Genomic DNA, 26,065 nt, shown 5'->3' with positions numbered 1-26,065 from the left:
ACCGGCCGTTGGCGGGTACACAACATCCTTATGGCGGTGCGATGAGCACCGGATGCCGGCCGCCGGGAAACCTCCCGTACGCTGCCGGGCCATGAACGCTGAGCAGAGAATCGCTGTCGTCACGGGTGCGGGATCAGGGATCGGCAGGGCCGTCGCCCTCACTCTCGCGGGTGCGGGCTGGACGGTGGCCCTGGCGGGGCGGCGGGCCGGGGCCCTGGAGGAGACGGCCGCCGCGGCCGGTCCGGGCGCCACGGTGTGCCTGCCCGCCGATGTGAGCGACCCGGACGCCGTGGCCGCGCTCTTCGCCTCCGTACGGGACCGCTTCGGCAGGCTGGACCTGCTCTTCAACAACGCCGGGACGTTCGGGCCGCGCGCGACGCCCGTCGAGGATCTCGCGTACGAGGACTGGCGGACGGTGGTGGACGTCAATCTGACGGGGACGTTCCTGTGCGCCCAGGCGGCCTACCGTCTGATGAAGGAGCAGGACCCGCAGGGCGGCCGGATCATCAACAACGGATCGATCTCGGCCCACACGCCGCGTCCGCACTCCATCGCCTACACGGCGACCAAGCACGCGGTGACCGGCCTGACGAAGTCGCTGTCGCTGGACGGCCGGCCCTACCGGATCGCCTGCGGGCAGATCGACGTCGGCAACGCGGCGACCGACATGACGGAGCGGATGAGCACGGGAATCCTCCAGGCCAACGGCGAGACGGCCGTCGAGCCGGTCATGGCGGCGGACGACGTGGCCCGGACGGTCCTGCACATGGCGGAGCTGCCGCTGGAGGCCAATGTGCAGTTCGCGACGGTGCTGGCGACCGCCATGCCGTACGTCGGCCGGGGCTGATCCGCCCAGGTCCATCTGGATCCACGCTTGCCCGGACCACACCGGAACTCGCCCCCGAATGACAGAGTTTGCGAGTTTCCCTTGCCAGGTCCGGGCAAGCGCGTGCTGCCCGTATGCTGCTGACCTTCACCGGACGCACACAGAAGGACCACAAAGCATGCGCATACGCACTGCCGCGCCCCTCGCCCTGGCCGCCGCCACCGCCCTGGCCGGCTCGCTCCTCGCCACGACCCCGGCCTCGGCGGCCTCCCACCAGGGCGGTCTGCACCTCGGCAAGATCCAGTACGACAGCCCCGGCAAGGACACCCGGACGAACACGTCCCTGGTCGCCGAGTACGTGGACATCCACAACAACGGCAAGTCCAAGCTGCAGCTCAAGGGCTACAAGCTGAAGGACAACACCGGCTACACGTACACCTTCCCGAGCTTCGGCGTCGCCGCCGGGAAGACGGTCCGGGTCCACACCGGCAAGGGCAAGAACTCCGCGGCCCACGTGTACTGGAACCGTGGCTCGTACGTCTGGAACAACACCGGCGACAAGGCCCGGCTGATCAAGCCGAGCGGTGCGCTCCTGGACTCATGCTCCTGGGGGAAGGGCACCGGCGTGAAGGTCTGCCACTGACCACAGTGAAGGGGTCGCCACCGACGGGAATGTCCGGCCACGTCTTCCGGCCGGGAATGCGCGGCCCCGTCCTCCGGTTGAGCTGCGACATGAGCTCACACACGGCCGCCGAAGTCCTCCGCTACACCGCGTTCTCCGCCGATCCCGCCGGGGGCAATCCCGCGGGTGTCGTCCTGGACGCCTCAAGGCTGGACGACGCGGCCATGCTCGCCGTCGCCGCTGATCTGGGCTACAGCGAGACGGCGTTCCTCACAGCGCCGGACGGCCGGGGCGGGTACACGGTCCGCTACTTCAGCCCGAAGGCCGAAGTCCCCTTCTGCGGCCATGCCACGGTGGCCGCGGCCGTCGCGCTCGCCGAGCGGGACGGCCCGGGCGCCCTGGTGTTCGCCACCCCCGCCGGCACGGTCCCGGTCACCGTCGTCCGCGAGGGCGGCGAGCTCCGCGCCACGCTCACCAGCGTCGAGCCGCACAGCGAGGACATCGCCGCCGGCGACCTGACCGAGGCGCTGGCCGCGCTGGACTGGCCGGCCGCCGGCCTGGACCCCGCACTGCCGGCCCGTATCGCCTACGCGGGCGCCCGCCACCTGGTGCTGGGCGCGGTGAGCAGGGAACGGCTGGCGGACCTGTCGTACGACTTCGCCCGACTGGAAGCCTTCATGCACCGGCTCGATCTGACGACCGTCCAGCTGGTGTGGCGGGAGTCCGCCACCGTCTTCCATGTCCGCGACCCGTTCCCGGTCGGCGGCGTCGTCGAGGATCCGGCGACGGGCGCCGCGGCCGCGGCGTTCGGTGCGTACGCCCGCGAGCTCGGCCTCGTCCCGCAGGACGCGGTCCTCACCCTGCACCAGGGCGCCGACATGGGCCGGCCCGGCACCCTCACCGTGGAGCTGAGGCCGGGCGACGCACGGATCAGGGTCAGCGGGACGGGGACCCGGATCGGCTGAAGGGCCCCGCCGCCCCGTGACATCCCCCGGCCACCCGGGGCGCCGGACCGTGGTCAGCTCACATACACGCCGGCCCGCGCCGCCACCGCCGCCGCCTCGGCCGCGCGGTCGGCGACCATCTCGTCGAGGGGGTCGCCGCTGGCCAGCAGCCGGTAGTAGAGGGGCGCCGACACAGCCCGGATCACCTCGCGGGCATCCGTGCCCCGGGGCACCTCGCCCCGCCCTGCCGCCGCGTCGACACAGCCGGCCCACTCGTCGATGCGCACCGCGTAGAAGTGGTGCAGGGCCTCGGCCGTCCGGGCTTCGCATGTCGCCGCCGCGACGACGGCGGCGAAGAGGGGGCCCTGGCGCGGGTCGGTCAGCGTGCGCACGACCAGCCGCGCGTTGGACCGGAGGTCCTCGTCCAGGGAGCCCGTGTCCGTACGCGGCACGGACTGCTCCGCCATGTCCGTCAGCAGGTCGGCGACCAGTCCCGCCGTGGTGGACCAGCGCCGGTAGACCGTCGTCTTGCCGACCTCGGCGCGGCGGGCGACATCGGCGAGGTCGAGGCCGCCGAAGCCGTGCTCGACCAGTGCGTCACCGGCCGCGCGCAGCACGGACTCCCGCACCCGGGCCGTACGCCCGCCCGGCCGGACCGTGCCCGGCTCCCCGTCCCCTGCGTCCATCACGGGTCTCCACTCCCCTAGGCGTCTACCACGATGGAGCCCACCTTAACGGAACCATGAGGCCGTTAGCCCTGCCGAACGCCGGCCGGGTGAGTCGGGCCACGGCGGCGGGCCGCGGTCGCGGCAGGATGACGGTCATGGCACAGCCCCTGACCGTCCCCAGCATGACCGCCGGAGCCGACTTCGTCCTGCGCCCCTGGGAGATGAGCGATCTGCCCCTCGTCCGCGAGGCGTCGGAGGACGACTACATCCCGCTGGTCACCACGATCCCCGCTCCGTACTCCGACGAGGCGGCGAAGGCCTACGTCAGGCGTCAGTGGGAACGGGCGGCCCAGGGGGCCGGGTATCCGTTCACCATCGCGCGCACCAGGGACCGGCGGCCGGTCGGCTCCATCGGGCTCTGGCTCGCGGACGCCGCCGCGGGCCGGGCGACGCTGGGCTACTGGATGACGCCCCCGGGCCGCGGCCAGGGAGTCGCGGGAGCGGCGCTGCGCACGGTCACCACCTGGGCCCTGCACGAGCTGGGCATCCCCCGTGTGCAGCTCCTCATCGAACCGTGGAACGCGGCCTCGGTAGGGACCGCCGAGAGCGCCGGCTACCGACGGGAGGGCCTGCTGCGCGGCTGGCAGGAGATCGGCGGCCGGCGCCGGGACATGCTGATGTACGCGCGACTGAACGACGACCGGCCGTCCGACGACCGGCCTTCCGATGTCCGGGCACCCACCGGCAGCTGAACACAAGGCGTTACGATCGCGGGCACCGCGGTGGTGCCGCGGTGCCTCAGTCACCGATTCCCCGGGAGAGCCGAGCCTTGTCCGAACCACGCATCGGTGTATCCGTCGTGACCATGGGAGACCGCCCCCAGCAGGTCGAGGCGTTGCTGGCGTCGGTGGCCATGCAGGACGTGCGGCCCTCCCGCGTGGTCGTCGTGGGCAACGGCTCACCGCTCCCCGACTACGGATCCCTCCCCGGCCTGAAGGACCTGGCCGGCGGCGTGACCCTCCTCGAACTCGACGAGAACCTCGGCTGCCCCGGCGGCCGCAACGAGGCTCTGGACGCACTCGCCGGCTTCGGCGACGTGGACGTGGTGATCGAGCTGGACGACGACGGACTGCTGGTGGACAAGGACGTGTTCCGCAGGGTCCAGGAGCTGTACGCCGCCGACCCGCGCCTCGGCATCGTCGGCTTCCGCATCGCCGACGAGCACGGCGAGACCCAGCGCCGGCACGTCCCGCGCCTCCGCGCCAAGGACCCGATGCGCCCCGGCCCCGTCACCGCGTTCCTCGGCGGCGGCCACGCGCTCTCCATGAAGATGCTCGCCGAGACCGGCCCCTGGCCCGCCGAGTTCTTCTTCACCCACGAGGAGACCGACCTGTCCTGGCGGGCGCTCGACGCGGGCTGGAAGATCCTCTACGAGCCCGCTCTGCTGCTCCAGCACCCCAGGACGTCCCCGGCCCGCCACGCGGTCTACTACCGCATGACGGCCCGCAACCGTGTCTGGCTGGCGCGCCGCAACCTTCCCTTCTTCCTGGTCCCCGCCTACCTCGGCACCTGGATCCTGCTCACCGCCGTCCGTACCCGCTCCGCCTCGGGCCTGCGCGCCTGGGCGGCAGGCTTCGCCGAGGGGATGCGCACCGAGTGCGGCGAGCGGAACCCGATGCACTGGCGCACGGTCTGGCGGATGACGCTGCTGGGCCGCCCGCCGGTCATCTGACGGCCCGGCACGGACCGCGGCGGGGGCCCGCGAACCCAGGGGCCGGGACGGCGTGTGACTCCCCCACCGGACCGGGGCAAGCGGTACATAATGCGGCGTCCACGCAACGCCGACCGCCCACCCGAGGAGTCCAGCCATGGCTTTGACACGAACAGAGCGTGAGCACTTTCTGGCCGAACCGCATATCGCCGCACTGGCCGTGGACGCGGAGGAGGGGCGGGCGCCGCTCACCGTGCCGATCTGGTACCAGTACGCACCCGGCGGCGACCTGTGGATCATGACGGGGCGTGACTCCCGCAAGGGGGCCGCCATCGCCCGGGCGGGCCGCTTCAGCATCATGGCCGACCGCCTCGCACCGACCATCCGCTACGTCTCCGTCGAGGGCCCGGTCCTCGCCACGCTGCCCGCCACCCGGGAACAGCTGGTGGAGATGGCGTCGCGCTACCTTCCCGCCGACAAGGTGGCGGGCTACGTCGACTTCTCCTGGAAGGAGCACGGCGAGCAGGTGGCGATCCACATGCGCCCCCAGCGCTGGCTCAGCTCCGACCTGGGACAGGTCTGAATCCCCGCTCGTCCACGGAAAGATCCTCTTCGGTCCGATCTTGCGGCATAGATCGTTTAGGGTCTGGGCAGCATCAGGGCGCACATGATGAGCCGTCAATTTATGGCTCAAAACGTGCACTTCGAGTCAAGGGGCGTCAATCCCGATCGCCCTGTCACGGGGCGGGGGCCTGTGAATCGTCTCAAGAGAGGACGCCAATGCCGCAGGACGTCACATTCGACCTCCCCTTCGAGGCCCCGGTCAGCGAGCACCTCGCGTACGCACGGGAGCGCCACCTGCACTGGGTGTGGAAGATGGGCCTGGTGCGCAGCCAGGCCGGATTCGAGGAGTACCAGTCCTGGGACCTGCCCCAGGCGGCGGCGCGTACGTACCCTCACGCCTCGGCCGACGACATGGTCGTCCTGATGAACTGGTTCTCCCTGGCCTTCCTGTTCGACGACCAGTTCGACTCCGGGAGCCCCGACCGCGCCGACCGCATAGCGGAGGTCGCGCGGGAGCTGATAGCCACGCCCCTGCGACCGGCCGGGACACCGCCTCGCGTGACCTGCCCCATCACCCTGGCCTGGGCCGAGGTGTGGGCCCATCTCTCGGATGGCATGTCCCTGACCTGGCGGACACGGTTCGCCGCCTCCTGGGGGCGCTTCCTCGTGGCACACACCGAGGAGGTCGACCTGGCGGCCAGGGGCAGGGCCGGAACACTCGGCATCGAGGAGTACGCGGAGTTCCGCCGCCGCACCGTGGGCATCCACCACAGCATCGACGCGGGTGAGCGCAGCCGCGGCTTCGAGGTGCCGGCGCAGGTGCAGGCCCACCAGCTGATGGTCAGGATGCGCGACCTGGCGGCGGACACGATCGGCTTCATGAACGACATCCACTCCTTCGAGCGCGAGAAGCGCCGGGGCGACGGTCACAACCTCATCGCCGTCCTGCACCGGGAGCGGAGCTGCACGTGGGAGGAGGCCGCCGCCGAGGCGTACCGGATGACGACACTGTGCCTCGACGAGTACCTCGAACTCGAGGCGCGTGTCCCGGGGATGTGCGAGGAGCTCGGCCTCGGCGCCGAGGAGCGGGACCAGGTGCGGATGGGCGTGGAAGCCATCCAGCACTGGATCGGCGGCAACTACGAGTGGGCACTGACCTCGGGCCGTTACGCCGCCGCGAAGGAGGGCCCTGCCGCCACGGCCGAACTGGCGGGCAAGGGCTCGCTGGACGACCTTCTCGCCGTCTGACACACCGTTCCCGCACGGCCGGAGAATCCGGCCGGGCGGGAAGGCGGCGCGCGGTCAGACCGCGGTGAACTCGACCGGGAGGGTGTCCAGACGCGCTTCCCAGGTGGAGGCCGTCGAGGTGAGTTCACGGGCGGGTACGGACAGACGCAGTCCGGGCAGCCGGTGCAGCAGGGTGTCGACGGCGGTCTCGATGATGGCCTGGCCGATGTTCTGGGCGGGGCATTCGTGCGGACCGGCGCTGAACGCCAGGTGCGACTGGTTGCCGTGCACGGAGACGCCCGAGTCCGGACGGATGTCCGGGTCGAGATTGCCCGCTGCGAGGCCGAGCACCAGCAGGTCACCCTCCTTGATCTGCGTGCCGCCCAGCTCCAGGTCCGCGGTGGCGAAGCGCCCCGGGAGCACCGCGAGCGGCGGGGTGCTCCACATGACTTCCTTGACGACCTCGGAGACCCCCCGCTGACCGCTGACGAGCTCCGAGAGACGCGCGGAGTCGGTGAAGACCGCTTCCAGCACCCGGGCCAGCAGATTGCTGGTCGTCGTGTGCGCGGTGATCAGCACCAGGCGCAGATGGCTGAGGATCTCGCCCTCGTCGAGCCCGGCGTCGTGCCCGAGCAGCCCGGTGGTGAAGTCCGGGCCCGGTTCGAGGCGCTTGCGCTCGGCGAGCTCCCCCAGGATCTGCATGATGCGGTCGTTGTGCGCGAGTGCGTCCTGACCGCCCTTGATCACCTGGGCACAGGAGACCGCGAGGCTGCGCCCCTCGGCCGCCGGGAGCCCGAACAGCCGCGTCAGCACGAGCATCGGCAGGTACTCGGCGTACTCGCCCACCAGATCGGCGCTCCCCTTCCCCGCGAACGCGTCGATCTGCTTGTTCGCGAAGTGCGTGGCATGGCGCCGGATACCGCGCCCCGCGAGGGTGTCCAGGTTGTCGGTGACGGCCCTGCGCAGCCTGCGGTGCGGCTCACCGTCCTGGGACACGCAGTCGGGCCGCCAGCCGAGCATCTGCATCAGGGGCGAGATGTCCTCGACGTCCCCTTCCTTCCAGTCCCGCCAGATACGCGAGTCCCGGCTGAACTGGAGGGGGTTGTCGAGCACACGACGGCTCTCCCGGTAGCCGAGGACCAGCCAGGCACGGACGTCCCCCTCCAGCAGCACCGGTGCCACGGCTCCGTGTTCCTTGCGCAGCCGCTCGTAGATGCCCTGCGGATCGATCGCCGCGTCCGGCCCGTACAGCCGGGTCGGGCCGTCCGCGCCGCCGTGCATGACGGGGCAGCCTCTGATGCCGTCCGCGTCACCGGCCGGGTGGTCGGTCATCGGGGCTCCAGATCGACGGCGGAGCGTTCCTTGAGGTGACGTATCAGCGCGATCAGCACATCACGGCTGGAGGTCCGGTCACGCGCGTCGCAGGTCACGACCGGGGTGTGCTCGGGGATGTCCAGCGCGTCGCGGATCTCCTCGACCGGATGGTCCTTGGAGTCCGGGAACACGTTCAGGGCGATGACGAAGGGCACGTCCTGCCGCTCCATCTCCTCGATGGCCCGGAAGCTGGAGGCCAGCCGGCGGGTGTCCACCAGGACGACCGCCCCGAGGGCGCCCTTGAACAGGCCGTTCCACAGGAACCAGAACCGCTCCTGCCCTGGTGTTCCGAAGAGGTACAGCACCAGCTCCTCGTTGATGCCGATCTTCCCGAAGTCGAGGCTGACGGTGGTCTGCTGCTTGTCCGCCACCCCGATCAGGTCGTCGACGTCCACGCTGGCCTGGGTCAGTGTCTCCTCGGTGGTGAGCGGCTTGATGTCGCTGACCGAACGCACCAGGGTGGTTTTCCCGGTGCCGAAGCCGCCGGCGATCATCACCTTCACCGAGCGGGTGCCGCCCCCGTCCGCCTGCCGGTCGGGATGGTCAAAGCCTTTGAAGTCCACTGAGTACCTCCTCAAGGAGCGCGAGGTCGGGCCCGCGGCCGGCTCCTGACGCCGGGATGGGATCACGGGCCTCGACGCGGCCTGCGTCCAGCAGATCGGCCAGGAGCACCGCGAGAATGTTGAAGGGCAAGCCGAGGTGGGCACCGAGTTCGGCCACCGACAGCGGATCGCGGCAGCGCCGGAGTATCTCCTCGTGCTCATGCTGCAGGCCGGGCTCGGCTGCGGCACGGGAGATGATGAGGGTCGCCACGTCCAGGGTCGACGCCGAACCACCCGGTCCGCTGCGCCCTCCGGTGAGAACGTAGTAGCGCTCGAGACCGGGCGGGTCCGTGGGCCGGCGGGGACCACTCATCCAGACTGCTCGTCCAGGCGCGGACTGGTGCCGAGGAGCTCACCCATCCTCCGCGCCAGGTCCCTCATCTGGTGACCGAGCAGGCCCTGGTCGAGCCCTTCCCTGGCCAGCACGCCGAGATACGTCTCCACACCGGCCCGCACCACGAAGAGATGGCCGCCGTCGACCTCGATCATCGCCAGGCGCAGCTGCCCCGCGTACGTGGGGAACTGCTCGGCCACCGGTTGCGCGAGCGCCTGCAGGCCCGCGACCACAGCGGCGAAGCGGTCCACGTCGTCGGGATCGTCGGCGCCGTAGGAGGTGATGGCCTTGCCGTCACTGGAGGCCACGAGGGCGAAGCGGATCTCCCGGATGCTCTCCGTCAGATCGCGGAGCGCCCAGCTCACGTCATTTCCCTGTTGCGTCATCTGGACTAGTCGCTCTCTTCAGTGCGGTTGGACTCGCGGCCGGCAGTCGTCTCACGGGCGCCCGGGTCGGCGCCCGCGGTCGTCGCCCCCGGTGGGGCGCTCTCGCGCCCGGCCGTGGCGAATGCGGCGAGGCCGGCGAACGAAGCGTCCGGCGGCACGGCGGCCATGGACTCCGTGGGCCGGTCGGCGGCGACCGTACGGGCGGCCGGGGTGTCGGCCCGCCTGCTCCTGCGTCGCGGCAGGCCACCGGGCGTGGTGTCCATGGCTTCGATGGCTTCGGTGCTTTCCACGGGCACGACGCTCTCGGCGTTCTCCGAGGGCACGACGGTCTCGGCGTATTCCGAGGGCACGACGGTCTCGGCGTATTCCGAGGGCACGACGGTCCTGGCCCGCTCGGGGAGCGACCCGGCCCTTCCCTCGGCGGGCCCGGCCGGCTCGGTCACGGGGGCGGTGAGATGGCTGAAGTACTTGTGGGGAACCACCACGACCACGGAGGTGCCGAGCCACGGCGAGTCGGCGAAGGTGACCCGGATGCCGTAGCGGCGCGCGAGAGCGCCCACCACGCGCAGGCCGAGGTTGGCGTCCTCGGAGATACCGCCGAGGCCGGGGCCCTTCGACGTACCCGCGATGGACTGTTCCGCCTCGCGCTTGCGCTCGTCACTCAGACCCTTGCCGGCGTCCTGGATCTCGATGCCGACGCCGTTGGGCACCTCCTTGCCGGATACGACCACGGGCTCGGTGGGCGGCGAGTAGCGCGCCGCGTTGTCGAGGAGGTGGGCGAAGATCAGGGTGAGGTGGTCCACCAGACCGCCGTCGACACCGAGTTCGGGCAGGTGACGGACCTGGATACGGTTGAAGTCCTTGATACGCCCGATGCCGCCGCGGACCACGCTGAGCAGTCGCTGCGGCTCCTGCCACTGGCGTCCGGGCCGGTCCGAACCACCGAGTACGCCGATGCTGGCGGCGAGACAGTCGGCGGGGCCGATCTCCTGGTCCAGCTCCATGAGGCCCTGGGCCACGGCGGGCAGCCGCCCGTGTTCGCCCTGCATCTCGTGCAGCCTGCCGCGCAGCCGGCCGGTCAGCACGTGGATCCGGCTGCCGATGCCGACCACGGCCTGCTCGGCCGACGTGGAGCGGTTCAGCTCCTCCTCGACGGCGAGGAGCGCGGTCCGCTGGACCTTGCGCAGTGCGGCACGCAGCTCCGGACTCGCGTCGGTCTCCTGCGCGGCCTCCGCGAGGATGTCGTCGATCGCCTCGCCGTCCCGGAGCCGGTCGACCGCTCCGGGGAGGTGGCTGTCACCGAGTCTGACGACGACGGCCTGCTGGAGGGCGAGCCGCTCCTCCGTCGCGCGGGCCCGTTCGGCGATGCCGGCCTCGTAGGCCTGGGTGTGCTCCGCGAGCCGGGCGTCGAAGGCGGCCGCCTGCTCGCCCAGCTGCGCCTCCAGGGCGGAGCGCTCGGCCGCGAATCTCTGTTCCCGGCCCCGCACATCCGCGTACCGCTGCTGGGAGTGCTCGGTCTGAGCCGAGCGGAAGTCGTCGTCCGCGCGGTCGAGGCGGGCCCGGGTCCGTACGAGGAGCCGTACACAGACCGCGCCGGCGACGGTGACCGCGGCACCTGCGAACGTCGCGGGTATCTGGACCTCATCGGGTCCCGCCACTGCGGTGACGACGGTTCCGGCTCCTAAGGCCAGCGGCATCAGCCACCAGCCGTACCAGGAGACCGGCGCACGTGCCGCCGGGGGTGGAGTGGCAAGTTCCATCTGCATCCTTCGAGAGCAACACAATCGAACAGGGGGGAATCGCGCACACGCCGCAACACCACACGCAGAGCGGGCAGCACTGCGACGGCCGAGTGAGTTCGAGTCAACTCGCCGCGCCGCAGGGGAGCCTATCGGGTCAGGGGCACAAGTGATCAACTCCCCTCCGCATACCGAAAGGTACGTGATCAGGTCTGGCCGGAACCGGTCGGACTCGGTGACACCCGACGGTGAAGACGTCCTGACGGGGCGTCACTATCACGCGAACAGCACACCTGCGGGCGGTGGTTCGGGAGGGCAGGCGGACAAGTGCGCGCGGACGCGAAGGACGGCGGCCACGCCGACGGGGACCCGCTGCGACTGTGGACGTGCGCCGGAGTGCCCCATCAGAAGTGGCGGGTAGAGGGCTGGCCACCCGCCGCTGTGGGCGAGTGGTCCGTCCTCAGGTGGTGTAGTCGGCGTTGATCTTCACATAGCCTTCCGTGAGGTCGCAGCCGTAGACCGTGAACGCCCCGTCGGCGATACCGAGGTCGACACGGATGACCACCTCGTCGCCGGCGAGGTGGCGCGCAGCCTCCGCCAGCAGCGCGTCACCCGGCTCCTCGGGGTGCATCACGAGGTCGCCGAACCGGATGCGGACGCGCGGCGGTTCGATGTCGGTCTCGTCCTCCAGCTTTCCGACGGCCATGGCGACCCGGCCCCAGTTCGGGTCGGCTCCGTGGACGGCGGTCTTGACCAGGGGCGAGTTGACGACCGCCTTGCCGACGCGCTTGGCCTGGACGTCGTCGCGAGCTCCGGTGACACGTACCTCGATGAGTTTGCTCGCGCCCTCGCCGTCCGAGGCGATGTCGCGGACGAGGTGGAGCGCGCAGTCGTACAGGGCCTGTTCGAAGGCGCCGAGATCCACCGGCCCTGCGAGGCCGTTGGCGAAGACGGCGGCGGTGTCACTGGTGGAGGTGTCGGTGTCGATGCTCAGGGCGTTGAAGGTCCTGTCCATGACGCGGCGGAAGAGGGCGTCGAGTTCACCGGCCGGGATGTCCGCGTCGGTGAAGAAGAACGTGAGCAGCGTGGCCATGTTCGGCTCGATCATGCCGACGCCCTTGGCGATGCCGGTGAGTACGGCGTCGCCGCAGCGCACGGTGATGTGCTTGGGCCGGGTGTCGGTCGTCATGATGGCCCTGGCAGCCGCGGCGGCGTCCAGCTCCGGGAAGGGCCAGGCCAGAGCTGCGAGACCGGCCCTGATGCTCTCCATCGGGTAGGGGCGGCCGATGACGCCGGTGGAACCGATGACCAGTTCCCCGGGTGCGACCCCGGCGATCGACGCGACCCTGCGTCGGACCTCGGCGGCGTGTTCGGCCCCGGCGCGCCCGGTCGCCACATTGGCGTTGCGGGAGAGCACGACCATGCCGCGGGCCCGCTGCGCGGGAGCGTCCTCGCGGCTGAGCGCGACGCTCGGGCCCGCGAACCGCGAGCGGGTGAACACCGCCGCCGACCTGGCCGGCACCTCGGACACCACGGCCGCGAAGTCGTCCTCCAGGTCCTTGAGCCCCATGTTCGCCGTCACACTGCGAAAGCCCTGCGGGACCATGGTCTCCATGACCGACACACTCCCTCATGCTGAATATTTATTCCCGTTAACGCAAACATATACCACGCGGAACGACCCGCGCGAAGCCCTGACAGGAGCACCGAGATGCCGGACACCGAGGCCCTCACCCATGCCTGGCACATCGAGGACGAGGTCTACCTGCGTCATGAGGAACGCCGGGGTCGCCGTTTCGCGTACACGAGTCTGGACCCGGTCCGCACAGCACTCGTGGTGATCGACATGGTGCCGTTCTTCGTAGACGCCAACCCCTACACCCGCGGCATCGTCCCGAACATCCAACGGCTCGCCGACCGCCTGCGCTCCGCCGGCGGAACGGTCGCCTGGGTCCTGCCCGCGCGCACGGAACGGACCCCGGTCGGCGACGAGTTCCACGGTCCCGAAGCAGCCGAGATGTTCCGCAACTCCGGCGGCAGCGGACCTCTCCGGGGCCGGCTGTGGCACGAGTTCACCACCGGTGCCGACGACCTGCTGACGGAGAAGTCCGCGCCCAGCGCCTTCTTCCCCGGCCGCAGCCCGCTTCCCGGGCTGCTCCAGGAGCGCGGGATCGACACCGTTCTGATCACCGGCACGGTCACGAACGTGTGCTGCGAGAGCTCGGCCCGCGACGCCTGGACACTCGGCTACCGGGTCGTCCTGGTCGCCGACGCCAACTCCACCGGCCGCGACCAGGAACACAACGCCACCCTACGGACGGTCTACCGCTCCTTCGGCGACGTCCGGCCCACCACGGACGTGCTCGGCCTCATCGACTCACGGCTCCGGCCGCCCCGGGCCACCTGACACGCGGGCCCGGCCCTGTTCGTCGAGCGATGCTGCGTCGGTACGACAGCGGGCTCGGATCGCTCGCCCCCTGAACTCATAGGGCCGGGTGCAGTCCTTCGAAGCGCACCGCCCAGCGCTGGTCTGCCGGAAAGCCCGGCGCGTGCCGGTCGGGTGCGCCGTCCCAGCCGGCCGCCATGAACGCGATGGCGTACAGCAGCGCGGCGTTGCTCGGGAAGTACGGGAACGGCCCGCCGGTTGCCAGACCCGCGTCGTCGAACTGGAAGCCTGCGGCCGGGTGCAGCAGGAAGTCCACGGCGTCGTCGGGGCGTCCGAGCCGCGCGGCGCACATGGCGAGCATCGGGAAGTCCCATCCCCAGGTCCGGTCGAACTGCCAGCCGGTGAAGACCTTCTCGGCGGTGCGGGCCATCGTGGGGACGTCGACACCGTCGCCCGGCAGCCAGCCGTACGCTCCGATCAGGGCCGGGTGCTCGTAGTTCCACCGTGTCCACATGTCCTGCACGCCTTCGTGCAGGACGTACGTGCCGTCCTGCACCGGCAGCGGCGCGAGCCCGTCGTGGACACGCTGCCACCCCGGGTCGCCGCGCAGGCCGAGCCGTTCACGCCACTGCTGCGCGACCCGCAGGCCGAAGCGCCAGTACGCGAGCTCGAACGTCGGGTTCCGCGTGGTCTTCGGGTCGGTGTTCTCCGAGACGAGGTGCATCGGCGGGCCGAGGATGTAGCGGCGCGCGTCCTTGTCCCAGAAGGCCCAGGAGGAGAGGAAGTCGGCAGTGTCGAAGACGATGTCGCGCCACTTCCGCAACGTGCTCTCGTCGGGATGCGCCCGGTAGTCCATCTCGGCCAGGAAGATCGGGTGCGGCTGTTGCCACATCAGCAGGGCGTGGATGACGTGCGGTGACTCGCGCCCGTCGGCCGTCGTGCACTTCGGCCAGCGCGCTCCGCGGAAGCCCTGGGACTCCGCGCGTTCGCGCGCCGACCGGTGGAATCGTTCATAGACGTCCAGGCTGCGGTCGAGCATCGGCCAGCGGTTCCACAGCGCCCAGTGCGCACCGTGCCACCAGTACATCTCCATGTGGAACTTGCCGTTCCAGCCGTTGTTGACGAGCCCGGATTCCTGCGGCGGCAGCGAGCCCGCCTCGTTCGCGCGCATCAGGTACTGGGAGAGCACCACACGGCGCTCCAGTTCCTTCCAGCGCGGGTCGGCGCTCGCGGAGAGGTCGATCGCTCCGCCGGAGAGCCAGTACTGCCGCCAGGCCCGCGTGCTCGCCGCGAAGGTCGCACCCGACGTCGGAACCGACCCTGACCGCGTGGGCGCGAACGTGCAGGTGAACCGCAGCCGGTCGGCGTGGCGGTCGCCGGCGAGACGGTAGCGATGCCGGTCGGCCGCTGCTCCGATCGACAGGTTCTGGTCGTCGGGTACGACGATGTCGTGGTCCTGGCCCGCGTACGTGTAGCCGAGCACCAGGCGCTTGGCCATGCCGGGCGCCGGGTCGCCGAGTTTCAGGTGGCTGACGAGGAGGACGAGCGAATTGTCCGCGACCAGTTGCGCGAGCTTGCCGGTGACGTCGGCCCAATGACCGTCGGTTCCGTACCGCGCAGTGCGGATGACGAGCTCTCCTGCGGTGGAGCCCGGGCCGGTGAACACCCCGTGGCCTTCCCAGGCGAGAGCGGCGTGGTACTCGGTGGAGTCCAGGCGGTGTGTGATGTCGGCGTGGTTGTGCCCGTGTGTCGTCGCCGTCGTCTCGTGGGCGTCGGGGGCACCGTAGGTGCCGACATACGCGGCGAACTCCTCCTCGTCGGCGTAGGGGAAGTCGAGAAAGACCGCCAACCGCTCGGCAGAGACGAGCGGCGAGTCGATTTCCACAGCGACCGTGTCGCGATCGGGGTGGCAGCAGGTGCGGACGTGCACCGGGTCACCGGCGATCTCGAACCGACTGTCGACGACGCCGGTCCACAGGTCGAGTTCCTGGTGGATCCCCGTGATGTCGGCGGCGACGGCGGCGCGGCCGTCGGGCATGGCCAGCTCGAGACCGATACGCCCGAGGTTGATGCGAGCCGGGCTGGCGTAGAGCCACGACGACAGGTCGGGCTGATCCGGATTCGGGATGGGGTATTCGACGGGACGGCCGTGCGTGTCCCAGGTCTCACCGCGGAAGTCCGACGGCTCCTGGCCGGGCGGGAGCGGGAAGCTGTGCCATCCCCAGTCGGACATGGTGTTGAAGGGGACGAACGTCTGCAGCCCGGTGACGTCGACACCGAATGCGAACCCGCCGTTGCCGACCTGCAGCGGGCTCTGTGTGTCGAGTTTCCCGCGCACGACCCGATGGCGGGTCACGACGGATCGGCGATCGATCGGACGTACCGACGTGGCATCGGCCGGTGTTCGAGCCGCGGCGGCGGGCTCCGAAGTGACGCCGACCACCGCTGCGGCCGCCGAACCGGACAGGAACGTTCTACGAGTGACCATACGGTGCTCCTGACTGAGAGATGGAACAGCCACCCGTCTCGGCCATGTGGGCGAGGCACCGGCGGTTGTCTCTGCACGCATCACGGGGCCTGATGCGCGCATCGGTGGACGGGCGGAGTGTCCCGGTCCGCACACCACGCGCTCGGCAAGAGACTGGTCGGCCGGTCAGCTGACCAGTACTCGTCGCACTCCTCCACCGGCATCGAACGCTGGACAGCTCACGGAGATGATGTGCCGTTGATTCGATTCAAACTGTGCGACAGGCTAAGCCCGTTGTCTTGATTCAGGCAATGCGCCGGAGGCAAGTCATCTGCGCCACTCCTCGACGGACGACCTCACCCGGCCACGCCTGACGTCATTGAACGTTTCAATCTCTCCTCGACCTCCGGCTATGTCCGGACGGCACTGGCGGACGGCCCGACCACCCACCCACCCCGGGGAGGACGAGGTGCACCGAATCCGGTGCAGTCTGTTTACAGGCTCCGTTCCGACCGGTAAGCAAGCACCAGCACTGTGCGAAGTCGTCCGGTGCTGTTGGTAGTTGGTCGGTTTCGATACGGAGGACTGGATGAGACGGCGAAACCTACGTGCCGGCCCCATGGCGCTGATGGCGGCGGCGGTCAGCGCCGCACTGACTCTGAGTGCGGCCGGCCCGGCGAGCGCACTGCCTGACAACGTTGTCGGCCCCCATTCCGGCCCCGCGGCCACGTCATGGACCGTGCAGCGCGGCGGGCCCACCGCAGTCGTCACCCTCGACCGGGCCGACGGCTCGCTCGACTTCTCCGTCCGGCGGAACGGACGGACGGTCCTCGAACCCGCGCCCGTCGGTGTGGTCACGGATCAGGCGGATCTGACCTCGGGACTGCACCTGCTGCACCGTGACAGCCGGGCGGTCGACGAGAAGTACACGACGACCGTCGGCAAGCAGCTCCGGCGGTCCGTCCACATGAACGAGTCACGGTTCGCTTTCGAGGGGAAGAGCGGTGTACGCCTCGATCTGGTGGTCCGGGCCACCGACGACGGCGTGGCTTACCGCTATGTGCTGCCCGGCAAGGACGGCGTGACCATCGAGCACGAGGCCTCCGCCTTCCAGCCCCCGGCCTCCTCGCCTGCCTGGCTCAGCGCCTACGCCGCCCCTCACGAGCAGCCTTACGACCGGACCACCGCGGCCTCCGCGGGCAGCGGCGAGTACGGCTACCCGGCGCTCTTCCAGGTGGGCGACCAGAACGTCGTACTCGCCGAGTCGGACCTCGACGGCCGGTACTCCGGCAGCCGTCTGGCGCACGAACAGGGCACCGGACGCTACGAGGTGGAGCTTGCCGACAAGGAGGTCCACTCGGACGGACCGCTCACCACCCCGTGGCGCACCGCCGTCATCGGCGATCTCGCGACCGTCACCGAGTCCACCCTCATCGACGACCTGGCGCCGCCGTCCCGGATCCGCGACACCTCCTGGATCGAACCCGGGAAGGTTGCCTGGTCATGGCTGGCCGGATTCAGCGAGGCCCAGCGCAGCCTGGAGACGCAGGAGAAGTTCGTGGACCACGCCGCGGCGCACGGGTGGCAGTACGCCCTCGTCGACGACGGCTGGAAGACCACGGACTGGATGCCGCAGCTCATGGACTACGCGAAACGGCGCGGAGTGAAGATCCTGCTGTGGATGGCCTGGACGGACCTCGACACCGCCGCTGAGCGTGACACGCAGCTGGACAAGGTCAAGAAGTGGGGCGCCGCCGGCCTCAAGATCGACTTCATGGACTCCGACACCCGTGAGCGTTATCAGTGGTACGACGACGTACTCAAGGCCACGGCCGAGCGCGAACTCGTCGTCAACTTCCACGGCTCCACGATCCCGAACGGCATCCAGCGCACCTGGCCGCACGTGATGTCGATGGAGGCGGTGCACGGCGCCGAACAGGGCGACGTCCGGGCCGACAACATCGCGACGCTGCCGTTCACCCGTAACGTCGTCGGGTCGATGGACTTCACCCCGATGGGTTTCCAGTTCGGTCAGCGCAACACATCCGATGCGGCGGAACTGGCCCTGTCCGTCATATTCGAGTCGGGTCTGCAGAACTTCGCGGGCAGCATCGCGGAGTACCGGGCCCGTCCCGAACTGACCCGCTTCCTGGAGCAGGTACCGACGGTCTGGGACGAGACAAAGCTGCTGAAGGGCAGCGCGCCCGGTCGGAGCGCCGGCTTCGCACGACGCAGTGGCGCCCGATGGTTCCTGGGTGAGATGGCCGCAGGTGCGGCTCGCACCCACCAGGTGCCGCTGGACTTCCTGGGCGGCGGGAAGTGGCGCGTCGACGTGGTCCGCGACGGCTCGGACGGTCTGGTCCGGGAGAGCCGGCTGCTCACTCGCCACGACACCCTGAAGGTGCCGGGCGTCGAGAACGGTGGATTCGCCGCGATCGTCTGCCGTGCCGTGCCCGGCCGGGCCGGTTGCGACGAGCCCGTACGCCATGTCCCCTCGGGCACGCTGACGGTGGACCCGCAGCAGACCGCGGCGGATCCGGGCACAGAGGTGAAGCTCGACGGCAGCTTCGCGATCGACGAGTTCGGTCCGGTCACCGATGTCACCCTCAGCGCGAAGGCCCCGGAGGGCTGGAGCGTCGAGGGGCCGGGGGCGACCGCGGCCGAGCTGGCCACCGGACAGCCGCTGACCGCGGACTGGCGGATCACCGTACCGGAGCAGCCCGCCTACGGCTGGACGGAAATTCCGGTCACCGTCACCTATCGGGATCCGGCCGCGGGCGCAACAGCCCCGGAACTGAGACTGCAGAGGCAGGCCCGTGTCTTCGTGTCACCGCCCGGCATCGACTACGTCAGCGATCTCCCCTTCTCGGCGGAGAGCAACGGCTGGGGCCCGGTCGAGCGGGACACCTCCAACGGCGAGTCGGCCAAGGGCGACGGGGGCCCGCTGCGTATCGGCGACCGGACCTACGACAAGGGGCTCGGCACACACGCGCCCTCCGAGGTGGCGGTCGACCTGGGCGGTATGTATGACCGTTTCATCGCCGACGGCGGCATCGACGAGGAGACGCCGGACAAGGGGTCCGTGGTCTTCGAGGTCGTCGGCGACGGGAAGGTACTGGGCACCAGCGAGGTCATGGGTCCGGATGACGCCGCCCATACCTTCGACATCGACGTCACCGGCGTGCAGCGGCTGACCCTGCGCGTGACGGACGGCGGCGACGGTAACGACTCGGACCACGCGGACTGGGCCGACGCACGGCTGCACATCGCCGCCGGCACCGCCGGCCGGTAACCGGACGGGCCCGGCGAAGGCGCTGTTCGCCGGTGGAGATCTGCCCGTGGGTGTGCCCCTTCGCGGACAGCGAGGGGGCATTCCATCCATGCCGGTCAGAGGCAGAACCGCTGGTGGCGGCAGACGAGTCGGGCTGTACGCCGGGTTCTGTCGCCCGGTCGCCTCACGGCGGCCGGGGAGACGGCCATCCATCTAGGACCGGCATTGCTGCCGGTCTCGTGCGGTCTACCCGCGAACTCGGGCGGGCAGCCCTCGAACGTTCGCGCAGGAGCACCGGGGCGCTCCCTCTTGACCTTGCTCCGGGTGGGGTTTACCTAGCCGCCTGAGTCGCCTCAGGCGCTGGTGGTCTCTTACACCACCGTTTCACCCTTACCGGGGACCGAGGTCCCCGGCGGTCTTTTTTCTGTGGCACTGTCCCGCGGGTCACCCCGGGTGGCCGTTAGCCATCACCCTGCCCTGTGGAGCCCGGACGTTCCTCGGGAGGATCCGGGGATCCTCACGCGGCCGTCCGCCCGGCTCGTCTGCCGTGGTGACCATGCTACCCGGCGGGACCGGAGGTGAAGGCCGCGATGCCCGCCTCCCAGGCCGCCGAGAGGTCGGCGCCCGGGGGGAAGCGGCCGTTGAGCTCCAGGACCACCATTCCGTGGGCGAAGGCCCAGGCCGCCCGGGCCCGGTCCTCGTCGCCACCGGCGGCACGGAACAGCGGAGCCGACGCGGCGTCCGCCGCTCCTGTGGCGGTAAGGCTGCGGCCCATGGTGAGGAGGTAGAGGTGCGGGTGGGCCAGAGCATAGGTGCGGTAGGCGGTGGCGAGCGCGGAGAAGGAGCCCGGAGCCGCCGCCTCGGCGGCCGCCAGGACCCCGGCGGTCTCCCGGAGCATCTCGGCGGCCAGGGCCGCCACCACGGAGGACTTGTCCGGGAAGTGCTTGTACAGGGACGGCGCCTTGACGCCCACCCGGTCCGCCAGCCGGCGCATGGTGAGCGCTTCGGGACCCTCCGCCTCCAGCAGGACGCGTGCGGCGGCGATGATCTGCCGGGGCCTGCCGGCCGTGGGGGCGGTGGCGAGGTCAGTCACGCATGAGACCTTCCCTGGTACGGAGTCGCTACGCATCCCGCAGCCGAGGACGTGATCGTACGAGATGCGGACAAGCCGTCCTCACTCGGGCGCGAACAGCACCTTCGACGAGCCGGGGTCGGCCTGGGTGAGGCGGGCCCGCAGTCGTTCGCCGAGAGGGAGAGGGCCTGTCGCCGGACCGGCCCGTACCCTTGCCGGGGGTTCCCGCATGGGCGGAGCCCTGTGACGCGTATGAAGGAGAACCCCCGTGCTCGTGCTGTTGCCGCCCTCCGAAGGTAAGGCCGCCTCGGGGCGCGGGGCACCGCTGAAGCCGGAGTCCCTGTCCCTGCCGGGCCTCGCCGAGGCCCGGGCCGCGGTCCTCGACGAGCTGGTCGAGCTGTCGCTGGCGGACGAGGAGAAGGCCCGGGAGGTGCTCGGGCTGAGCGAGGGGCTGCGCGGCGAGATCGCGAAGAACGCGGAGCTGCGCACGGCCGGGACGCGGCCCGCAGGGGAGATCTACACCGGTGTGTTGTACGACGCCCTCGGCCTGGCCACGCTGGACGCGGCGGCCAAGCGCCGGGCCGGGAAGTCGTTGCTGGTCTTCTCCGGGCTGTGGGGAGCGGTGCGGGTGGGCGACCGGATCCCCTCGTACCGCTGCTCGATGGGGGTGAGGCTGCCGGGCCTGGGAGCGCTGAACGCCTACTGGCGCACCCCGATGGCGTCGGTCATGCCGGAGGCGGCCGGAGAGGGGCTGGTCCTCGACCTGCGCTCGTCCGCGTACGCCGCGGCGTGGAAGCCGTCGGGCGAGGTCGCGGAGCGCACGGCGAGTGTGCGGGTGCTCCAGTCCCAGATGGTGAACGGGATGGAGAAGCGGTCCGTGGTGAGCCACTTCAACAAGGCCACGAAGGGCCGGATGGTCCGCGATCTGCTGCTGGCCGGGGCCCGCCCGAAGGGGCCCGCGGAGCTGGTGGAGGTCCTGCGTGGCCTCGGATACGTGGTGGAGGCGCAGGCCCCTGAGCGGGCCGGGCGGCCGTGGGCGCTCGATGTGGTCGTCACCGAGATCCACTGACCCATAGCTAGCATTGCAACATGCGCAACGCGCGTTGCGCATCGTGCGGTTCTCGCGGCAGGATGAGTCCATGACCTCCTCCGTGCCCGCCGCCGCGTCCGCTTCCGTGCTCGACCTCGCCCCCGTCGTCCCCGTCGTCGTGCTGGAGGACGCGGCCGACGCGGTGCCGCTGGCGCGCGCGCTCGTAGCGGGCGGGCTGCCCGCGATCGAGGTCACGCTGCGGACGGCCGCCGCGCTCGACGCGATCCGGGCGATCGCCTCGGAGGTCCCCGAGGCCGTGGTCGGCGCCGGCACGGTGATCTCCCCGGCGCATGTGACGGAGACCGCCGCGGCCGGAGCGCGCTTCCTGGTCAGCCCCGGCTGGACGGACGCTCTGCTGGACGCGATGAAGGCGTCGGGCCTGCCGTTCCTGCCGGGCGTCTCGACGACGTCCGAGGTGGTCGCGCTGCTGGAGCGCGGGATCACGGAGATGAAGTTCTTCCCCGCCGAGGCCGCGGGTGGCACCGCCTATCTCAAGGCGCTGGCGTCCCCCCTCCCCCAGGCCCGGTTCTGCCCGACGGGCGGCATCTCGCTCGCCTCGGCACCTTCGTATCTGGCCCTGCCCAACGTGGGCTGCGTGGGCGGCAGTTGGATGGTGCCCGGGGACGCGGTGGCGGCGAAGGACTGGGCGCGCGTGGAGCGGCTGGCCGCCGAGGCGTCGGCGCTGGGCGGCCGCTGAGCCTGCCCGATCCGGACGAGAGCCCTGACCGACGCAGGTGCGGGGTGTCGTTGACTAACGCAGGTGCGAGGTGTCGTTGAGCAGCCTCAGTGACGGGTTCCCGTCCGCGTAGTAGGCCACCGTCGAGACCGAGGCCGGCGACAGCTCCATGCGGAACAGCGACTCCGGCGGGGCGCCCAGCGCGAGCCGGACCAGGGTCTTGATCGGGGTGACGTGCGTGACCAGGAGCGCCGTACGCCCCGCGTGACGGGCGATCAGCCGGTCGCGTGCCGCCGACACCCGCTCCGCCACCTCCGCGAAGCTCTCGCCACCGCCCGTGGGCGCCGCGTCGGGGGACGCCAGCCAGGTGGTGAGGTCGGAGCCGTAGCGCTCCTTCACCTCGCCGAAGGTGAGCCCCTCCCAGACCCCGAAGTCCGTTTCGCGCAGGCCATCCTCGATACGGACCTCCAGACCGAGCCTGGCCGCCACCGCCTGTGCCGTCTCACGGCAGCGGCGCAGCGGGGAGCTCACGATCTCCTGGACCGTGCCCCGGGCGGCGAACGCCTCCGCGGCGCAGGCGGCCTGGTGACGGCCGGTCTCCGAGAGCTCCGGGTCGCTGCCGCCGCTCCCCGAGAACCGCTTCTCCGGGGTGAGCACCGTCTCGCCGTGCCGCAGCAGGATGAAGGTGGCGGGCGCGCCCAGGTCGGGTGCGCTCCCCCAGCCCACCTGCGGGGCCGCGCCCGCCGGGCGGGCGGCGGCCATCGCGGCGCGGACCTTCGCAGCGCCCGCCACCGCGTCGCCGGGCGGGCCGGACGGAGGATCCGGGAGGGCCGGCGTGCGCGTCGTCTCCAGGTCGGCCGTCGAGGACGCCGGGTCCCACCGCCTGCCCTGCCTGCCGGCGTCCATCGCCTCGTTGGCGAGCCGGTCGGCGTGCTTGTTCTGCTCGCGCGGGATCCACTCGTACGTGACCGAGGAGGCGGGCAGGATACCCGCGGCCTCCGCGGCCAGCGGCTTCATGTCGGGGTGCTTGATCTTCCAGCGGCCCGACATCTGCTCGACCACCAGTTTGGAGTCCATGCGGACACGGACCTGCACGTCCGTGTCCGGGAGGAGCTCCCTGACCGCCGTCAGGCCGGCGATCAGGCCCCTGTACTCCGCCACGTTGTTCGTCGCGACACCGATGTACTCGGCGGCCTCGGCGAGCGTCTCACCGGTGTCCGGGTCGATCACGGCCGCGCCGTAACCGGCGGGCCCCGGGTTGCCCCGGGAGCCGCCGTCCGCCTCGACGACCAGCCGGCGCGGAGCGGGCATTACAGGCCCGACTCCGAGGTGCGGACCAGGATGCGGTGGCAGTTCTCGCAGCGCAGCACGGTGTCGGGGGACGCGGCCTTCACGTCGTTGACCTCGGTGATGTTCAGCTCCAGGCGGCAGCCCTCGCAGCGGCGCTGGTAGAGCCGTGCCGCGCCGACGCCGCCCTGCTGGGCGCGCAGCTTGTCGTACAGCTTGAGCAGGTCCGCGGGGACGGCACCGGCGACGACCTCGCGGTCCTTGGCGACGCTGGCGGTCTCGGCGTCGAGCTCCTTGGAGGCCGCGTCCCGGCGTGCGGTGGCGTCGTCGGCCTTGGCCTGTACGGCGCTGACGCGCTCGGTGAGTTCGGCGACGCGCTCCTGGGCGGACTCGCGGCGCTCCATGATCTCGAGGACGACGTCCTCCAGGTCGCCCTGGCGCTTGGCCAGCGAGGTGATCTCGCGCTGGAGGCTCTCCAGGTCCTTCGGCGAGGAGACCGCGCCGGAGTCGAGCCGCTGCTGGTCGCGGACGGCGCGCTGGCGCACCTGGTCGACGTCCTGCTCCGCCTTGGTCTGCTCGCGGGTGGTGTCGCTCTCCTCGGTCTGCGAGGCGACGAGCAGGTCGCGCAGCTGCGCGAGGTCGCTGTTGAGCGAGTCGAGCTCGGCGTGCTCGGGCAGCGACGTGCCCCTGTGGGAGAGCTGCGACAGACGTACGTCGAGTGCCTGGACTTCGAGGAGTCGGATCTGGTCGGCGGGCGCGGCGTTCAGTTGGGGGCTCCAGAAGAGTGGTGGGTGGTCCAGGGGTCGGTGACCTGCTTCGAGACATGGACCCGCAGGTCCCATCCGTGGCGGTCGGAAATCGCGTCGAGCTGCGCGGCGGCCTGCTCGCACCAGGGCCATTCGGTGGCCCAGTGTGCGGCATCGACGAGGCCGAGCGGCGAGTGCTGGACGGCCTCGGAGGCCGGGTGGTGGCGCAGGTCCGCGGTGAGGAAGGCGTCCACACCGGCTGCGCGTACGGCGTCGAAGAGGCTGTCACCGGAGCCGCCGCTCACCGCGACCCGGCGCACGAGCGCGTCGGGGTCGCCGGCCAGCCTGACGCCCTGCGCGGTGGCGGGCAGCCGGGCGGCGGCGCGGGCGGCGAAGTCGCGGAGGGTCTCGGGGCGGTCGAGCTCGCAGATACGGCCGAGCCCGCGGCGCCCGTCGGCGTCGGCGGGGTCCGGCACGAGAGGGCCGGTGACCCGCAGGTCCAGGGCGCTCGCGAGGGCGTCGGAGACCCCGGGGTCGGCGGTGTCGGCATTGGTGTGCGCGACGTGCAGGGCGATGTCGTGCTTGATCAGCCCGTGGACGACCCGGCCCTTGAAGGTGGAGGCCGCGACCGTCGTCGTACCGCGCAGATAGAGCGGGTGATGGGTGACGATCAGCTGGGCGCCGAGGGTGCGGGCCTCGTCGGCGATCCGCTGGACGGGGTCGACGGCGAAGAGGACCCGGTCGATCTCCGCTCCGGGATCCCCGCAGACCGTGCCGACCGCGTCCCATCCTTCGGCCCGCTCGGGGGGCCAGAGGGCGTCGAGCTCGGCGATGACTTCAGACAGACGGGGCACGGAGGAAAGGCTACCTGTCCGCCGTGCCCCGTCGCCCCTGGCCGCCGGGCCCGTGGAGCGGACCCGGCGGCCAGGGGCGAATCGTTACAGGGCGAGGCCGTTACCTCACGGGGCCGGCGTGGTGGCCGGCTGTTCGACGAGGTCGGCGCGGAGGTCGTCGAGGACCAGGTTCGCGGAGGTGACACCGAGCCCGAGGTACCAGGTCTCGTCGGGGACGTCCTCGGCCCGGCCGGCCTTCACGGCGGCGAGGTTCTTCCACAGCGGGTTGGCGCGGGCGGTGTCGCGTTTGGTGGCCTTCGCGTCACCGTAGACACCGGTGAAGATCCAGTCGGCGTCCGCCTGGTCCATGTTCTCCGAGCTGATCTCCGCGGCCAGATCGTTGATCTGCTGGTTCTCGGGCCGCGGCAGGCCCACGTCCTGAAGGATCGTGCCGATGAAGGAGGCCTTGGCGTAGAGGCGGATCTTGCCGGGCATGTAGCGGACCATCGAGACGGTCGGTTTGTCCGGGCCGATGTCCGCGCCGAGCCTCTTCGCCTTCGCCTCGTAGGCGGCGAGCTCGGACTGCGCCTTCGCGGTCCTGTCGAGCGCGGCGGCGTTCAGGAGGTAGTTCTCCTTCCAGGTGAAGCCCGGACGGATGGAGAACACGGTCGGCGCGATCTTCGAGAGCTCGTCGTACGTGTCGGCGGCGCGCAGCTGGCTGCCGAGGATCAGGTCCGGCTGGAGGGCGGCGATGGCCTCGAGATTGAGGCTGTTGATCGTCCCGACGCTCGCCGGGTTTCCCGCCTCCTTCTGCAGGTACGACGGAATGGCGTCGTCTCCCTCGGAGGGGGCGTAGCCGACGGGCTTCACGCCGAGCGAGACGACGTTGTCGAACTCACCGACGTCCAGCACGACCACGCGCTCGGGCGCGGCTTCGAGCGTCGTGCTGCCCATGGCGTGGGTGAGCGTACGGGGGAACTCGCCGGCCTCGGCGTCGGTCCCGTACGCCGCGGTCTTCTTCGCCGCGTCGGCGAAGTCCTTGCCGCCCGTGGCGACGGCCGCCTTCTTGTCACCGCCCGTGCCGCCCGCCGCGGACCCGCCGCCTGTGTCGCCGCCGCACGCCGAGAGGGAGAGGGCGGCCGCGACCGCGAGACCGATCGCGGCGGTGCCGCGGCGTCTGAAGGACATGTTCTGCTCCAGTTCGGGACGTACACAGGAAATCCTTAGGCAAGCCTCACCT

Annotated in this window: 25 protein-coding genes and 1 other RNA gene; 11 read left to right on the top strand and 15 right to left on the bottom strand. The window is 70.9% G+C overall.

Annotated elements, in window-relative coordinates:
• Nucleotides 1–91 precede the first annotated feature (91 nt).
• The 3 genes from ACIREO_RS14535 to ACIREO_RS14525 all read left to right on the top strand — a co-directional run bounded on the left by ACIREO_RS14535 (nt 92) and on the right by ACIREO_RS14525 (nt 2,413).
• On the top strand, nt 92–847 hold the full coding sequence (locus ACIREO_RS14535; protein WP_404108997.1) for an SDR family oxidoreductase: 756 nt from the start codon (nt 92–94) through the stop codon (nt 845–847).
• A 157-nt stretch (nt 848–1,004) separates the two neighbouring features.
• Nucleotides 1,005–1,469, top strand: coding sequence for a lamin tail domain-containing protein (locus tag ACIREO_RS14530; protein ID WP_404108995.1), 465 nt, complete (start codon nt 1,005–1,007; stop codon nt 1,467–1,469).
• 89 nt (nt 1,470–1,558) lie between these two features.
• Complete coding sequence (locus tag ACIREO_RS14525) at nt 1,559–2,413, top strand: PhzF family phenazine biosynthesis protein (RefSeq protein ID WP_404108992.1); 855 nt, start codon at nt 1,559–1,561, stop codon at nt 2,411–2,413.
• A 53-nt stretch (nt 2,414–2,466) separates the two neighbouring features.
• On the opposite strand, the gene ACIREO_RS14520 is transcribed toward ACIREO_RS14525, so the two are convergent.
• Nucleotides 2,467–3,078: a TetR/AcrR family transcriptional regulator gene (locus tag ACIREO_RS14520; RefSeq protein ID WP_404108989.1), complete on the bottom strand. Its 612-nt coding sequence runs from the start codon at nt 3,076–3,078 to the stop codon at nt 2,467–2,469.
• Between the two features lie 137 nt (nt 3,079–3,215).
• On the opposite strand from ACIREO_RS14520, the gene ACIREO_RS14515 reads away from it, so the two are divergent.
• From ACIREO_RS14515 to ACIREO_RS14500, 4 genes are all read left to right on the top strand, one after another.
• Nucleotides 3,216–3,812: a GNAT family N-acetyltransferase gene (locus tag ACIREO_RS14515; protein WP_404108987.1), complete on the top strand. Its 597-nt coding sequence runs from the start codon at nt 3,216–3,218 to the stop codon at nt 3,810–3,812.
• A 77-nt stretch (nt 3,813–3,889) separates the two neighbouring features.
• Entirely contained in the window at nt 3,890–4,792 is a 903-nt protein-coding gene (locus ACIREO_RS14510; protein WP_404108984.1) for a glycosyltransferase family 2 protein, read from the top strand.
• 136 nt (nt 4,793–4,928) lie between these two features.
• On the top strand, nt 4,929–5,354 hold the full coding sequence (locus ACIREO_RS14505) for a pyridoxamine 5'-phosphate oxidase family protein (RefSeq protein WP_404108981.1): 426 nt from the start codon (nt 4,929–4,931) through the stop codon (nt 5,352–5,354).
• Nucleotides 5,355–5,551: 197 nt separating this feature from the next.
• A complete protein-coding gene (locus ACIREO_RS14500; RefSeq protein ID WP_404108979.1) occupies nt 5,552–6,583 on the top strand; it encodes a 7-epi-alpha-eudesmol synthase in 1,032 nt (343 codons plus the stop codon).
• 54 nt (nt 6,584–6,637) lie between these two features.
• On the opposite strand, the gene ACIREO_RS14495 is transcribed toward ACIREO_RS14500, so the two are convergent.
• The 6 genes from ACIREO_RS14495 to argJ all read right to left on the bottom strand — a co-directional run bounded on the left by ACIREO_RS14495 (nt 6,638) and on the right by argJ (nt 12,621).
• Nucleotides 6,638–7,894 carry a cytochrome P450 gene (locus ACIREO_RS14495; protein ID WP_404108976.1) on the bottom strand — a complete coding sequence of 419 codons (1,257 nt, stop codon included), beginning with the start codon at nt 7,892–7,894 and terminating at the stop codon, nt 6,638–6,640.
• The gene (locus ACIREO_RS14490) at nt 7,891–8,499 is read right to left on the bottom strand and encodes a GTP-binding protein (protein WP_404108974.1); all 609 of its coding nucleotides are present in this window, start codon (nt 8,497–8,499) and stop codon (nt 7,891–7,893) included. The genes ACIREO_RS14495 and ACIREO_RS14490 overlap by 4 nt, the downstream gene beginning before the upstream one ends.
• Entirely contained in the window at nt 8,480–8,851 is a 372-nt protein-coding gene (locus ACIREO_RS14485; RefSeq protein WP_031096986.1) for a DUF742 domain-containing protein, read from the bottom strand. The genes ACIREO_RS14490 and ACIREO_RS14485 overlap by 20 nt, the downstream gene beginning before the upstream one ends.
• The gene (locus tag ACIREO_RS14480; RefSeq protein ID WP_404108972.1) at nt 8,848–9,258 is read right to left on the bottom strand and encodes a roadblock/LC7 domain-containing protein; all 411 of its coding nucleotides are present in this window, start codon (nt 9,256–9,258) and stop codon (nt 8,848–8,850) included. The genes ACIREO_RS14485 and ACIREO_RS14480 overlap by 4 nt, the downstream gene beginning before the upstream one ends.
• Nucleotides 9,259–9,263: 5 nt before the next feature.
• A complete protein-coding gene (locus tag ACIREO_RS14475) occupies nt 9,264–11,018 on the bottom strand; it encodes an ATP-binding protein (protein WP_404108970.1) in 1,755 nt (584 codons plus the stop codon).
• Between the two features lie 439 nt (nt 11,019–11,457).
• Nucleotides 11,458–12,621 (bottom strand): bifunctional glutamate N-acetyltransferase/amino-acid acetyltransferase ArgJ, encoded by a 1,164-nt coding sequence (gene argJ / locus ACIREO_RS14470; RefSeq protein ID WP_404108968.1) that lies wholly within the window; start codon nt 12,619–12,621, stop codon nt 11,458–11,460.
• Nucleotides 12,622–12,708: 87 nt separating this feature from the next.
• On the opposite strand from argJ, the gene ACIREO_RS14465 reads away from it, so the two are divergent.
• Nucleotides 12,709–13,404, top strand: coding sequence for an isochorismatase family protein (locus tag ACIREO_RS14465; protein ID WP_404108965.1), 696 nt, complete (start codon nt 12,709–12,711; stop codon nt 13,402–13,404).
• Between the two features lie 76 nt (nt 13,405–13,480).
• Here the strand turns inward: ACIREO_RS14465 and ACIREO_RS14460 are convergent, their stop codons facing one another.
• A complete protein-coding gene (locus ACIREO_RS14460; RefSeq protein WP_404108963.1) occupies nt 13,481–15,871 on the bottom strand; it encodes a DNAJC11 domain-containing protein in 2,391 nt (796 codons plus the stop codon).
• A gap of 568 nt (nt 15,872–16,439) precedes the next feature.
• Here ACIREO_RS14460 and ACIREO_RS14455 point away from each other — a divergent pair.
• Entirely contained in the window at nt 16,440–19,142 is a 2,703-nt protein-coding gene (locus tag ACIREO_RS14455) for a glycoside hydrolase family 97 catalytic domain-containing protein (RefSeq protein WP_404108961.1), read from the top strand.
• A 120-nt stretch (nt 19,143–19,262) separates the two neighbouring features.
• Here ACIREO_RS14455 and rnpB read toward each other — a convergent pair.
• From rnpB to ACIREO_RS14440, 3 genes are all read right to left on the bottom strand, one after another.
• Nucleotides 19,263–19,662: RNase P RNA component class A (rnpB, locus tag ACIREO_RS14450), an RNA gene on the bottom strand.
• An 18-nt stretch (nt 19,663–19,680) separates the two neighbouring features.
• Nucleotides 19,681–20,214: a TetR/AcrR family transcriptional regulator gene (locus ACIREO_RS14445; RefSeq protein WP_404108959.1), complete on the bottom strand. Its 534-nt coding sequence runs from the start codon at nt 20,212–20,214 to the stop codon at nt 19,681–19,683.
• 81 nt (nt 20,215–20,295) lie between these two features.
• Entirely contained in the window at nt 20,296–20,424 is a 129-nt protein-coding gene (locus ACIREO_RS14440) for a hypothetical protein (protein WP_404108956.1), read from the bottom strand.
• A gap of 37 nt (nt 20,425–20,461) precedes the next feature.
• Between ACIREO_RS14440 and yaaA the strand changes: the two genes are divergently transcribed.
• Together yaaA and eda are read left to right on the top strand one after the other, a co-directional pair.
• Nucleotides 20,462–21,262, top strand: coding sequence for a peroxide stress protein YaaA (yaaA, locus tag ACIREO_RS14435; RefSeq protein WP_404108953.1), 801 nt, complete (start codon nt 20,462–20,464; stop codon nt 21,260–21,262).
• Nucleotides 21,263–21,332: 70 nt separating this feature from the next.
• On the top strand, nt 21,333–21,980 hold the full coding sequence (gene eda, locus ACIREO_RS14430; protein WP_404108950.1) for a bifunctional 4-hydroxy-2-oxoglutarate aldolase/2-dehydro-3-deoxy-phosphogluconate aldolase: 648 nt from the start codon (nt 21,333–21,335) through the stop codon (nt 21,978–21,980).
• A 54-nt stretch (nt 21,981–22,034) separates the two neighbouring features.
• Here the strand turns inward: eda and ACIREO_RS14425 are convergent, their stop codons facing one another.
• From ACIREO_RS14425 to ACIREO_RS14410, 4 genes are all read right to left on the bottom strand, one after another.
• On the bottom strand, nt 22,035–23,270 hold the full coding sequence (locus ACIREO_RS14425; RefSeq protein ID WP_404108948.1) for a bifunctional RNase H/acid phosphatase: 1,236 nt from the start codon (nt 23,268–23,270) through the stop codon (nt 22,035–22,037).
• Nucleotides 23,270–24,013 carry a zinc ribbon domain-containing protein gene (locus ACIREO_RS14420; protein WP_404109965.1) on the bottom strand — a complete coding sequence of 248 codons (744 nt, stop codon included), beginning with the start codon at nt 24,011–24,013 and terminating at the stop codon, nt 23,270–23,272. Before ACIREO_RS14420 ends, ACIREO_RS14425 begins: the two co-directional genes overlap by 1 nt.
• Complete coding sequence (locus tag ACIREO_RS14415) at nt 24,010–24,846, bottom strand: Nif3-like dinuclear metal center hexameric protein (RefSeq protein WP_404108945.1); 837 nt, start codon at nt 24,844–24,846, stop codon at nt 24,010–24,012. Before ACIREO_RS14415 ends, ACIREO_RS14420 begins: the two co-directional genes overlap by 4 nt.
• A gap of 105 nt (nt 24,847–24,951) precedes the next feature.
• Entirely contained in the window at nt 24,952–26,013 is a 1,062-nt protein-coding gene (locus tag ACIREO_RS14410) for an ABC transporter substrate-binding protein (RefSeq protein WP_404108942.1), read from the bottom strand.
• Between the last annotated feature and the right edge of the window lie 52 nt (nt 26,014–26,065).

Source organism: Streptomyces sp. NPDC102441 (assembly GCF_044765585.1).
Classification (GTDB): Bacteria; Actinomycetota; Actinomycetes; order Streptomycetales; family Streptomycetaceae; genus Streptomyces.
Note: the sequence above shows the minus strand (reverse complement) of the source record. Positions and strands in the feature narration are given on the sequence as shown.

Bases quoted from the DNA above. Each gene is read 5' to 3' on its own strand.
- ACIREO_RS14535 (WP_404108997.1), top strand. From the start codon at position 92: ATGAACGCTGAGCAGAGAATCGCTGTCGTCACGGGTGCGGGATCAGGG.
- ACIREO_RS14530 (WP_404108995.1), top strand. From the start codon at position 1,005: ATGCGCATACGCACTGCCGCGCCCCTCGCCCTGGCCGCCGCCACCGCC.
- ACIREO_RS14525 (WP_404108992.1), top strand. From the start codon at position 1,559: ATGAGCTCACACACGGCCGCCGAAGTCCTCCGCTACACCGCGTTCTCC.
- ACIREO_RS14520 (WP_404108989.1), bottom strand. From the start codon at position 3,078: ATGGACGCAGGGGACGGGGAGCCGGGCACGGTCCGGCCGGGCGGGCGT.
- ACIREO_RS14515 (WP_404108987.1), top strand. From the start codon at position 3,216: ATGGCACAGCCCCTGACCGTCCCCAGCATGACCGCCGGAGCCGACTTC.
- ACIREO_RS14505 (WP_404108981.1), top strand. From the start codon at position 4,929: ATGGCTTTGACACGAACAGAGCGTGAGCACTTTCTGGCCGAACCGCAT.
- ACIREO_RS14500 (WP_404108979.1), top strand. From the start codon at position 5,552: ATGCCGCAGGACGTCACATTCGACCTCCCCTTCGAGGCCCCGGTCAGC.
- ACIREO_RS14495 (WP_404108976.1), bottom strand. From the start codon at position 7,894: ATGACCGACCACCCGGCCGGTGACGCGGACGGCATCAGAGGCTGCCCC.
- ACIREO_RS14485 (WP_031096986.1), bottom strand. From the start codon at position 8,851: ATGAGTGGTCCCCGCCGGCCCACGGACCCGCCCGGTCTCGAGCGCTAC.
- ACIREO_RS14480 (WP_404108972.1), bottom strand. From the start codon at position 9,258: ATGACGCAACAGGGAAATGACGTGAGCTGGGCGCTCCGCGATCTGACG.
- ACIREO_RS14475 (WP_404108970.1), bottom strand. From the start codon at position 11,018: ATGGAACTTGCCACTCCACCCCCGGCGGCACGTGCGCCGGTCTCCTGG.
- ACIREO_RS14465 (WP_404108965.1), top strand. From the start codon at position 12,709: ATGCCGGACACCGAGGCCCTCACCCATGCCTGGCACATCGAGGACGAG.
- ACIREO_RS14460 (WP_404108963.1), bottom strand. From the start codon at position 15,871: ATGGTCACTCGTAGAACGTTCCTGTCCGGTTCGGCGGCCGCAGCGGTG.
- ACIREO_RS14455 (WP_404108961.1), top strand. From the start codon at position 16,440: ATGAGACGGCGAAACCTACGTGCCGGCCCCATGGCGCTGATGGCGGCG.
- ACIREO_RS14440 (WP_404108956.1), bottom strand. From the start codon at position 20,424: ATGCGGGAACCCCCGGCAAGGGTACGGGCCGGTCCGGCGACAGGCCCT.
- eda (WP_404108950.1), top strand. From the start codon at position 21,333: ATGACCTCCTCCGTGCCCGCCGCCGCGTCCGCTTCCGTGCTCGACCTC.
- ACIREO_RS14425 (WP_404108948.1), bottom strand. From the start codon at position 23,270: ATGCCCGCTCCGCGCCGGCTGGTCGTCGAGGCGGACGGCGGCTCCCGG.
- ACIREO_RS14410 (WP_404108942.1), bottom strand. From the start codon at position 26,013: ATGTCCTTCAGACGCCGCGGCACCGCCGCGATCGGTCTCGCGGTCGCG.